Origin of the sequence: Bacillus sp. 105MF (genome assembly GCF_000374885.1) — a bacterium.
Classification (GTDB): Bacteria; Bacillota; Bacilli; order Bacillales; family Bacillaceae_G; genus Bacillus_A; species Bacillus_A pseudomycoides.
Genome location: NZ_KB895628.1, coordinates 1 through 11,492 on the forward strand (window position 1 = coordinate 1; position 11,492 = coordinate 11,492).

9 protein-coding genes and 1 rRNA gene are annotated in these 11,492 nt (G+C 37.1%); 7 read left to right on the forward strand and 3 right to left on the reverse strand.

Features of this window, described 5'->3' with window-relative positions; translation table 11 throughout:
• Positions 1-214: 214 nt before the first annotated feature.
• Positions 215-4,651, reverse strand: a complete 4,437-nt coding sequence (locus C564_RS0129965) for a glutamate synthase-related protein (RefSeq protein WP_018768001.1) — start codon at positions 4,649-4,651, stop codon at positions 215-217.
• Between the two features lie 207 nt (positions 4,652-4,858).
• Entirely contained in the window at positions 4,859-6,154 is a 1,296-nt protein-coding gene (gene hemL, locus C564_RS0129970) for a glutamate-1-semialdehyde-2,1-aminomutase (RefSeq protein ID WP_018768002.1), read from the reverse strand.
• Positions 6,155-6,281: 127 nt separating this feature from the next.
• Here hemL and C564_RS0129975 point away from each other — a divergent pair, with 127 nt between their 5' ends.
• From C564_RS0129975 to perR, 6 genes are all read left to right on the forward strand, one after another.
• On the forward strand, positions 6,282-7,295 hold the full coding sequence (locus tag C564_RS0129975; protein ID WP_003194928.1) for an ABC transporter ATP-binding protein: 1,014 nt from the start codon (positions 6,282-6,284) through the stop codon (positions 7,293-7,295).
• Positions 7,288-8,079 (forward strand): ABC transporter permease, encoded by a 792-nt coding sequence (locus tag C564_RS0129980; protein WP_018768003.1) that lies wholly within the window; start codon positions 7,288-7,290, stop codon positions 8,077-8,079. Before C564_RS0129975 ends, C564_RS0129980 begins: the two co-directional genes overlap by 8 nt.
• A gap of 4 nt (positions 8,080-8,083) precedes the next feature.
• A complete protein-coding gene (locus tag C564_RS0129985; protein WP_003205800.1) occupies positions 8,084-8,869 on the forward strand; it encodes an ABC transporter permease in 786 nt (261 codons plus the stop codon).
• A 76-nt stretch (positions 8,870-8,945) separates the two neighbouring features.
• Positions 8,946-9,350, forward strand: a complete 405-nt coding sequence (locus C564_RS0129990; RefSeq protein WP_016112998.1) for a potassium channel family protein — start codon at positions 8,946-8,948, stop codon at positions 9,348-9,350.
• Between the two features lie 45 nt (positions 9,351-9,395).
• Entirely contained in the window at positions 9,396-9,851 is a 456-nt protein-coding gene (gene bcp / locus C564_RS0129995) for a thioredoxin-dependent thiol peroxidase (RefSeq protein WP_003194937.1), read from the forward strand.
• Between the two features lie 318 nt (positions 9,852-10,169).
• A complete protein-coding gene (perR, locus tag C564_RS0130000) occupies positions 10,170-10,598 on the forward strand; it encodes a peroxide-responsive transcriptional repressor PerR (RefSeq protein WP_018768004.1) in 429 nt (142 codons plus the stop codon).
• A 63-nt stretch (positions 10,599-10,661) separates the two neighbouring features.
• Here the strand turns inward: perR and C564_RS0130005 are convergent, their stop codons facing one another.
• Positions 10,662-11,018 (reverse strand): YgzB family protein, encoded by a 357-nt coding sequence (locus tag C564_RS0130005; RefSeq protein WP_016113001.1) that lies wholly within the window; start codon positions 11,016-11,018, stop codon positions 10,662-10,664.
• Between the two features lie 342 nt (positions 11,019-11,360).
• Between C564_RS0130005 and C564_RS0130010 the strand changes: the two genes are divergently transcribed.
• A 16S ribosomal RNA gene (locus C564_RS0130010) occupies positions 11,361-11,492 on the forward strand; the annotation flags it as partial.

An 11,492-nucleotide genomic window follows, 5' to 3' on the forward strand; every position in this document is an offset into this window, starting at 1 on the left:
AGATAGCTGTCGCATTTCTTCGTTACGTCGCCAGTCCGGTACTCATGTAGTATAAGCTACACTCCGTATCCTCCTGGCTTCCGTGCCTCGAACTGCTCGGCTCTCTTTATCATTCTTTTTTAGTGAAAAAACCTGCTGAATTTCAGCAGGTTTTCAAATTGTTATTATAGATTACTATGTGATGCTCACTTAGTCAATTTTAAGCAAATGGAAATTATTCAGTCGAAATAGATGGATCTGCTTGCTCTTTTTTCGGAATGACTTCATAAAAGTGAGACTGAATGTCCTCTAATAACGGTGTTAAGAGAGCAGCTTCTTCATATTGTTCATGCTCCTTTAATACACGAACGTAGTCTAATAATAATTCTGTGATGTCTGATTCCCCGTTTTTGCTAAGTTCACGTAATGTTACATTCGCTCCTTTTGCAATTCTTCTTCGCAAAGCAGCTTCTGTTAAACCAAGTTTAGGTTGATGGCGTAAATAAACGACACCACCAGTCATACCTGCACAAATCCATGGGCCAGGATCACCAAGAACGAGTGCGCGACCGTTTGTCATATATTCAAAAGCAAAGCCTTTAATATTTGCATGAACACCGAGATTCCCGTGTTCTTTTTCTCGAAGTGGTTTTGTGATTCTTCCCCCGATGATCATATCTGCTCCAGATAAGCGGATGCCAGCACGTGCATCAGCGTTACCTTGCACATATAAAGTTCCTTTTTGTGCACCATACCCGAATCCTTTTCCGACAGAACCGTTATAGTATGTTCCATCTTTTCCTCTTGCTTTTGTGATATAAATGCCACCGCCAAATGAGGTTTTTCCGATACCATCTTGTGCACCACCATTGACGTGAATAAATAAGTTTTCGCTATTGTAGGCACCTAATCCGTTTCCAGGAACGGAACCATTTGTGTATTTTAGTGTAATTGGTTCCAGCGTATTGTTGTCATATAATTTACTGCGGACTCGGTAGCATGATTCAAGACCACCCATTACGCGTTGATCCACACCAACACCAACTAGCTCTTTTGATTGGAAAGAATCAGTTGTTGCATAATGTTGTTGCTGGGCTGCTCCTGTTATCATGTAGGATGTACTGTCTAATGTTTGTAATAAATTTTGTAAATCTAATAGTTCTGTGCCTCGCGTTTGTTCTAGCAAATCAGAGCGACCAACAATTTCTTGTAAGTTCGTATAACCGAGTCCACCGGTTAAACGTTTAAGTTCTGTTCCGAAAGTAGTAAATAGGTGCAATAAACCTTCTACAGCATTTTCAAATTGCCGCGGAACGAAGCGACGTAGTCCATGTTCTTTTGCCTGCGCTTCGGATTCGATTTGTGTTGCAATACCAACATGACACGTATCTAAGTGACAGCCCCGGCACGTTGTACAACCGATTGCAATCATGGATAAAGTACCGAATCCAATACGGTTTGCACCAAGAAGCATAATTTTAAGTGCATCATTTACACTGCGGATACCACCATCTGCCCAAATCTCTACGTCGTGTCTCATATTTGCTTCTAATAGAGCGTTGTGTGCAGCTTTTACTCCGATTTCAACTGGAAGGCCTACATGTTGCAGTGCATGAATACGAGCGGCACCTGTTCCACCATCAAAGCCGCTAATATTAATAAAATCAGCACCAGCTTTTGCAATTCCTACAGCGATCGTTCCGATATTAGGGACAACTGGAACTTTGACCGCGACTCTTGCAAGTTGATTGGCTGTTTTAATTTCAGTAATAATTTGTGCTAAGTCTTCAATCGAGTAAATATCATGGTTATTGGAAGGAGAAATCAAGTCCGAACCAATTGTTGCATTACGAGCTTCTGCAATTTTAGAAGTTACCTTTGATCCAGGCAAATGTCCCCCTTCACCAGGTTTTGCTCCTTGACCAATTTTGATTTCAATTAAATTTGATGAATTTAACAGTTCGGCATTCACCCCAAAACGTCCTGATGCAATTTGTTGGCCGCGTGTATGTGGGTATTTACCAATCATATCTTTAATTTCTCCGCCTTCACCGTTTAAACTAATCATATTGAGACGGTCTGCCGCCTCTGCATAAGCGCGGAATGCAATTTCATTTTGGGATCCAAATGACATCGAACTAATAATAAACGGCAAGTCATGATTTTTTACGCCAATTGAAACATGCTCAGTCGGCACTGGTTGCTCTGCTTCTTTCATTTGGACAAGGTGACGAATTGCAATCGGATTCTTATCTTCTACCTCAGCTAATTTCTCCCGATAATTATCGTAAGCATTCCCTTTTGCCACATCACCAATTGCTTTCCAAATACGAGGGAATATATGAAACGTTTTTCGCATTCTAACTTTTGGGTTGTTATAATCAAGTGCCCGGACTTTAGCGTCTTCTGCTAAAGATTCAAGTGAAAATGCTACAGTGCGTGATCCTAAAAAGTTTGTAATTTGTAGTATGTTTGCAATTTCTTCGTGTAAACCAATTGAAGAGAAGAGACGGCCGTAACCACGCAGTTCATGGATACCGATAGTTGAAATGACTTTTTCAAGACCTTTGTTTAGCGCTTTATATAAATTAGAAATTGGTATCGTTGTCCCATCATTTACGGTTGCGAACATTAAATATGGATTAATAACATCTGCACCTAGTCCGTACAGTGTAACAATATCGTGTAAAGAACGGAGAGCGCCGGATCTTATAACAATGGAGCATTTTCGGCGTAATTTGTGCTCAGTTAGTTCTTGATGTACTTTAGCTGTAATCAAATGTGGATCGATCCATAAGTGTTCATTTTGATGAGCTTTTGCATCATCAAGTAATAAGAGAGAAGCACCTTTTTTAATAGCTGCTGTAGCTTCGGCACTAATTCGATTTAATGCATCTTGTAAAGTTTCTGATGCTGGAAAGGAAACAGATAACTTGTAAACTGTACTATGAATTGCAAATAGATTTACAAGTTGTTCATATGAAATGGTTTCTGAATCTTCTGAAATTGATTGTGCTAAATGACCTTCTAGTATAATCGGTGACAAAAGTTCGGTAACAAAAGTTTGCTGCTCACCACTAAACAAGCTAGGACGTTCTCCTAGTACTGTGCGTGTAGAGAAGTGTTCAATTTCTCGGTCGCGATCGATTGCTGGGTTTGTAACAACAGCAACACTTTCTTTTATAAAATCGGCAATGTTTCGTCTGTCTGTATCAAGTGCAGCGAGAGGGGCGTCATGGCCGAGTGAACGAATTGGTTCAACACCTTTTGTTGCCATTTGTTCAAGAAGTTGGATATGCTCGCGATCCCAGCCGAAAGCTACATATTGTTCTGTTTCAACTTGAGAGAGGTTAGATAGCCCTTCGACCTTTTCCATAGCTGGAATAGATAAGTTGAAATGATAATCTGAAAAATTAATACGTTGTTTCATGCGTTTATATACTTCTTCTTGGTATGTTTCATATTCGTAGAGAACGAGGGCACCTTGTTTATTCCACTTCAAACCTACTTTTTCTCCGGGAGCAAGTGACTTTGGTTCTGCTACATATTCAGATGGTGATACGACACCTGGTTCAGAAGAAAAGATATAGGAACTTTCTGTTTCTACTTTCCAAACTGGTCGCAAACCAAGTGAATCTACACTAAAAACAGCTTCATCTTTATAACGTGAAATAATGCCGGCCGGCCCTTGGGCGAAATGTCCCCATGCTTCACGAATATACGTATATAAATCTTGCATATGTGGCTCGTATAATTTAATCTCATTAATAATTGGTGGAAATAATACATCCATTGCTTCAAATAGACTGTAGTTGTAGTGAACGAGAAGTGTTTCTAAGGTGCGGTTTAAATCTTGAGAATCACTGCCTCCAGCAGTAAGTGGTACATCGATCATTTCGGCTTGATCACGTAACTTGGAAATTGTATTAATTTCACCATTATGTCCAAGGATACTAAATGGTTGCACGCGAAAAAAATTAGATAATGTATTTGTAGAATAGCGATTATGTCCAAGTGTCATTGTTGATGCAATAAGTGAATGTTGTAAATCATCATAGTAGGCAACAAGTGTATCGCCAGCGCCAAGAACTTTGTATACAACATGGTCGTGGCTTAATGAAGCAACATGAATTGCTGTATTTTCTTCAATTTCAATTGTTAAAGAGAATAGTACTTGGTCGATGGCTTCATTTTTTGTTTCTGAAAGAATAGCAATTTGCCAAAATAAAGGTTCTTCTTGTTTGCCAAGAGGACCAAGTGCATCAGAATTTATAACATCATCACTTTCGAAGAGAACGATGAAATTTTTATTGTTTAATTTATTACGAATACTGTTCTTTAAAAGAGTAGGATTTTCTTTTTTGTTTAGAAAAAAATGTCCAACGATAAAGTGGGGATGGTCCACAATCGCTGGATTATATCCACTATTTTTTAATTTTTCTTTCCAAAGGGCTTTCGGTAAGTCGATATGAACACCAATACCATCGCCTTCTCCATTAATAAAGCCAGCACGGTGATTCATTTTTATCAGTGATTGTATACAAAGATCGATGTTTTCTTTTGTTGGAACATTTTGTTTTTCCATAACGGAAACGATTCCACACGCATCGTGTTCTGTATTTGCGTAATTTCGAAATAAAGACGGTGTCCATTTATTTGTATTGTTAGGCATCCGTCAATCCCCCCTCTATTATAAAGTTAAGAATAATCTAATTATTCAAGGTGTATATTGCCTTATAAACAACAGAATAATTAATATGAATTTCAATATAAAACAGATAATTATGAATAATTATACTATTAATGTGTGATTTATGAAATAGAAAAAAGAAAAAAATAGAGGGTGGCCTCTATTTTTTTCTTTTGAGCATGTATTTTCTTATGCGTTCGCTAAAGCAGCAAATGCTCTACCGACAGCTTCGATTGTATATTCGATATCTTCTTTTGTATGTTCTGTTGTTAAGAACCATGCTTCATACTTAGATGGAGCTAAGTTAATTCCTTCGTTGAGCATAAGCTTGAAGAACTTACCGAACATTTCTCCATCTGTATTTTGAGCAGCGTCATAATCTTCAATTGTATCTGTAGTGAAGTATACAGTTAACGCACCTTTTAGACGATTTACGGTAATATCGATGCTATGTTTTGCAGCTTGTTCTAAAATTCCTTTTTCAAGCATTGCTCCAAGTTCATTTAATTTTTCGTATACACCTTTTTGTTGCAGTACTTCTAAGCAAGCAATACCAGCTGCCATAGATGCTGGGTTTCCAGCCATTGTACCAGCTTGGTAAGCAGGGCCGAGCGGTGCAACTTGTTCCATAATTTCTTTTTTACCACCATATGCACCGATTGGAAGGCCTCCGCCAATTATTTTACCAAGTGCTGTTAAATCTGGTGTTACACCAAGTAAGTCTTGAGCACCGCCGTACATAAAGCGGAAAGCTGTGATTACTTCATCATAAATAACTAGTGCGCCAGCTTCGTGAACAAGCTCATTTACTTTTTCTAGGAAGCCAGGTTTAGGTTCGACAATTCCGAAGTTCCCAACGATTGGTTCTACAAGAATAGCTGCTACCTCATGTCCCCATTTATCGAGTGCTTCTTTTAATGTCTCTACGTTATTAAATGGAACGGTAATAACTTCTTGAGCGATACTTTGGGGCACACCGGCTGAATCAGGAGTACCAAGAGTAGAAGGACCTGAACCAGCTGCTACAAGTACTAAGTCTGAATGACCGTGGTAGCAACCAGCAAACTTCATAATTTTTGTACGACCTGTATAAGCGCGAGCCACACGAATTGTTGTCATAACAGATTCCGTACCAGAGTTTACGAAACGAACTTTATCTAAAGCAGGCATTGCTTCTTTTAACATTTTTGCGAATTTTACTTCTAGTGCTGTTGGTGTTCCGTATAAAACACCATTTTCAGCTGCTGTTTTAATTGCTTCTGTTATGTGAGGATGAGCGTGTCCTGTAATGATTGGACCGTATGCTGCTAAATAATCGATATATTTGTTACCATCTACATCCCAAAAATAAGCACCTTTTCCGCGTTCCATTGCAACAGGTGAACCGCCACCAACTGCTTTGAAAGAACGAGAAGGACTGTTAACACCACCAACGATATGTTCTAACGCTTCCTTATGTAATGCTTCTGATTTTGTGAAATTCACTACAATTCATCTCCTTACAAAAATCTATGTATTATTCTAACATGTTTTTCAAAAAGACGTATTGTTTGTGATAGGAAGGGCAGTTGGGTAAACTATTCGTTGTGGTATCGAGGAAGGGGGTCCGATTATGAAATCGGTAATTGAAGTACAAGGATTACGTAAAGAATTTACAGCATATTCAAGCCGCTCTGGTTTAAAAGGTGCGTTTCGCGATTTATTAAATCGTAATTATAAAATAGTGCCAGCAGTGAATGATGTTTCGTTTACTGTAAATCAAGGTGAAATGGTTGGTTATATTGGTGAGAATGGTGCGGGTAAATCAACGACAATTAAAATGTTAACCGGAATTTTAACACCGACGTCTGGCCAAATTACAGTAAATGGAATGAATCCACATAAACAGCGAGAAGAGTTTGTGAAAACAATTGGTGTTGTATTTGGTCAGCGTTCACAGCTTTGGTGGGATATTGCGGTACAAGAATCATTTCGTTTATTAAAAAAAGTGTATGGTGTATCTGATAGGCAGTATAAGGAACATATGGAGCATGTCATTGAAACACTAGATATTGGACCATTGCTAGATAAACCGGTGCGTAAATTGTCGCTTGGTCAACGAATGCGTTGTGAATTAGCAGCAGCGTTAATTCATAATCCACCGCTTTTATTTTTAGATGAACCAACGATTGGACTAGACGTTCTCGTAAAATTAAAAATCCGTGAGTTTTTAAAGGAAATGAATGAACGTTATAAAACAACAATTTTATTAACAACACATGATATTACTGATATTGAAGCGTTATGTGAACGCGTCATTATGCTGGATGAAGGAAACATTATGTATGATGGATCATTAGAAAAGCTTCGTTCGCAGTGGGGAGCAGAAAAAGAAATACATTTTCAATTTACAGCACCAGTTTCATATCAACAACTGTTAATGCTAATGCCGGATAATCATGTAGTTTGGTCACAAGGGAAAGAAGAATATACATGGATTGCGAAAATACCCAATGAAGAAGTTATAATTTCTATGCTTATTTCCAAAGTAGTCCAAGCCTTTCAAATTAAAGATTTAAAAATTAATGAAGTGTCGACAGAAGAAATTATCCGTAATATTTATGAAGAGGGTATGATTCATGGGTAAGTATATTGAAATGATTCGTATTCGTTTTTTAATGATGCTTGCTTATCGGACAAATTACTATAGTGGAATTTTAATTTATACGATTAACATCGGAGCGTATTATTTTTTATGGCAAGCTATTTACAGTGGGAAAGAGAATATCGAAAGTTTATCGATTTCTCAAATGACAACCTATATTGCCATCGCGTGGATGGCTCGCGCTTTTTATTTTAATAATATTGACAGAGAAATTGCGATGGAAATTCAAGAGGGACGTGTAGCTGTTGAATTAATTCGTCCATATAACTACTTAGGAATGAAAGTTATGCAAGGTCTTGGAGAGGGGATCTTCCGTTTTGCATTCTTTTCTATTCCCGGTATGATCATTGTTACACTTTTATTCTCGTTGCAAATTACAACCAATTTTCAAACGTGGTTATATTTTTTTCTGTCGTTAGTTTTCAGTTTTATTATTAATACGCAAATTAATTTAATGACAGGCATGCTTACTTTTTTCTTATTTAATAATAGTGGAATTATGTATGCAAAACGTGTGGTTATTGATTTATTTTCAGGTTTATTACTACCCATTAGCTTTTATCCTCTATGGGCACAAAAAGCAATGGTGTTTTTGCCATTTCAAGCAATCAGTTATATTCCGAGTATGATTTTCTCTGAAGGAATACAAGGAAGTAAGTTGTATCAGGCTTTATTATTTCAAATGATTTGGGCAGTCGTACTTATTGTTCCAATTGTGCTGATGTGGAAAACGGCGAGAAAACGCCTAATTGTACAAGGGGGATGATGAGATGCTGTATATGAAACTGTTTTTGCAATATGCAAGCCAATATATAAAAACTAAACTAGAGTATCGCGGCGATTTTATCGTTGGATTATTATCTGATTTACTACTCCAAGCTGTTAACTTAATTTTTATTCTTGTTGTTTTCGGACATACACAAGCATTAAAGGGATGGAGTCGAGAAGAAGTTATTTTTATTTATGGCTTTTTCTTAGTACCATTTGCTATCTTTTCCGCTTTCTTTAATATATGGGATTTTAATGATCGATACATTATTAAGGGAGAAATGGATCGTGTTTTAACAAGACCGATTCATAGTTTATTCCAAATTATATTAGAGCGAATGGAACTGGAGTCTTTGATTGGTGCAGTTACTGGGATTATTGTAATGGGATATGCGTCAGTGCAGCTTCAATTATCCTTTTATTGGTACGATTTCTTTCTTTTCTTGTTCATGGTAGCTGGAGGTGCCCTTGTATATGGCGGGATATTTGTGACGCTTGCAAGTATTGGCTTTTGGTCAGATGCGAAAAGCTCTATTATGCCATTGATGTATAACATTGGGAATTATGGGCGATATCCTGTAAATATTTATAACCGTGTGATCCGGTTTGTTTTAACGTTTGTCTTACCATTTGCATTTGTTGGTGTATATCCAGCGGCGTATTTTCTTAGAAAGACAGAATGGAACAGTTATGCGTTTGCGACACCGTTTGTTGGTGTAATTTGTTTTACAATTGCAATCACGCTTTGGAATTTTGGAGTGAAGAAATACCGCGGTGCGGGAAACTAACGACAGATATACAAGTTTCATCTACTGTGGGATAAATTGTTCTTTGTCCTCATACATATAGGATGAGGTGGAGGACATGTTATGGGGACTTATTTTATTAATTTCAGCCATTGCTGTGTTAAGGAGTATTCAAATATTATGGAGCTCATACTCAGATTCGAAGCGTTTCTTTTCCTTGTATAACCTAACTTCATTATTTCTAATTTACACAACGGTGCTTATCGCATTTGGATTAAGTTATGTTGTATTAGAGGAAAGTGGATTTGCCGTCTTAAGAGAAGACGGAGAAAGTTTAACTGTCCATTCTTTCCAACTGGTAGAAGTATGCTTATATTTTAGTGCGGTTACTTTATTATCTGTTGGATATGGTGATGTAACTCCTGTTGGAATCGGACGCTGGATTGCAATTATTGAAGCGTTGATTGGATATACATTGCCGTTTGCATTCGTAGTTCGAACAGTGATAGACAATGAAAAATGAGATAACATTTGTTATAGTAGAAGGAAAAGACAAGGAGTGATAAAGATGGTCGCAGTAGGAGAAATGGCACCGGATTTTACACTAGAAGGAAGTAACGGAGAGCAGGTTAAGCTATCGGACTTTCACGGGAAAAATGTAGCACTATATTTTTATCCGAAAGATATGACACCAGGCTGTACAACAGAAGCGTGTGATTTCCGAGATGCATACGGATTATTTCAAGAAAAAGATACGGTTATACTTGGTATAAGTCCAGATCCAGTGAATAGACATTTGAAATTTATTGAAAAGCATGATTTGCCATTCTTACTTTTAGTAGATGAAGATCATAAAGTGGCGGAACTATATGATGTATGGAAGCTGAAAAAGAATTTCGGAAAAGAGTACATGGGAATTGAAAGATCTACGTTTCTTATTAATAAAGATGGTGAACTAGTAAAAGAATGGCGTAAAGTAAAAGTGAAAGGGCATATCGAAGACATCCTTTCTTATTTAGATTAAGGTTCTGCATAAGCAAGAACTGAAGGGAATTTATTATGATGTAATTACTATGAGGCATATGTCTATACACTTGTGCTGATGTTTCATACATTAAAAGGGTAGGGCATACCTCCTCAGATGATAGTATTCCAAGTGCGATTATTTCGCACTTTTTTCTATGTAAATGTATAAAGGAAGGACAAATATACATAAGAATAAGGTTAGATGAAAAATAAACTACACAGTTATAGTAGAAATATTGACGATTGACAAGAAAAGGAGTACACTCTTTATAAGAATTATAAAATAATAATCCGTATAGAATCGGGGTGCATGACGGTGGTCAAAGAAGAATTAAAAGAAGCGCTAGAAATGCTGAAAAATACGGGTGTACGCATTACTCCACAGCGTCATGCTATTTTAGAGTACCTTGTGGAATCTATGACGCACCCAACAGCGGATGAAATTTATAAAGCGTTAGAAGGTAAGTTTCCAAATATGAGCGTTGCAACTGTTTATAATAACTTACGTGTATTTAAAGAAGTTGGGCTTGTTAAGGAATTAACTTATGGAGACGCTTCAAGTAGATTTGATTATGTTACAAGTCAGCATTACCATGTAATTTGTGAAAAGTGTGGTAAGATTGTTGATTTTCCTTATGGAGGTTTGGAAAAACTTGAAGATGAAGCTGTGAAAGCAACCGGCTTTGTTATTAATAGTCATCGTTTAGAGATTTATGGCGTATGTCCAGAATGTCATAAGGCGTAATATATAATAAAGAAAGAGGTCAACGGTTACGTTGACCTCTTTCTTTATTATATAAACTCCATTTTATGCTTTATAGCTCTTTTTATTATACCTCTCATCAAACTCTTTTCCTTCTAAATTACGATCAAGCGTTAAGGGTTGATTGCAATGCATACATGCGTCTACTCGGCCGAGCATTTTGGTAGGTTTGTTACAACTTGGGCAAATGATTTGTACGGTTTTTGTAGATAACATACCAATCCAAAAGTAAACGACGGTGCTAGCGATAACTGCTAAAAAGCCAACCATCATAAAAATGGTCATAATAATAATATTTTCGCGAAAAAATACGCCTAAGTATGCAATGAAGAGTCCGATAAATACTAAACTTAATGCAAAGGTTCGAATTTTATTGATTTTGTTCGAATATTTAATCCCCATTCCCATCACGCTCCTATAGGAATAATATAACATAAAATTTTGAATTTTTGATTTAAAAGAAGTGGGGTTTGTTAAAATGATGAAAAAAAGAAATAAACGGGATGTGAAATTTTTTTATGAAAAGTATTGACCATGTATAAACTGCATGATATATTAATAACCGTCGCTGATGCGAAACGGCAGAAAGCGAAAAAAAGAAATTAAAAAACTTAGTTGACATGGAAAAATGAAGGTGTTAACATAAGGGAGTCGCCATTGAGCGGCAAACGAGTTCTTTGAAAACTGAACGAAACAAACAACGTGAAACGTCAATTTTTATTTTAGATGCTAGACAAACTAACTTTATTGGAGAGTTTGATCCTGGCTCAGGATGAACGCTGGCGGCGTGCCTAATACATGCAAGTCGAGCGAATGGATTAAGAGCTTGCTCTTATGAAGTTAGCGGCGGACGGGTGAGTAACACGTGGGTAACCT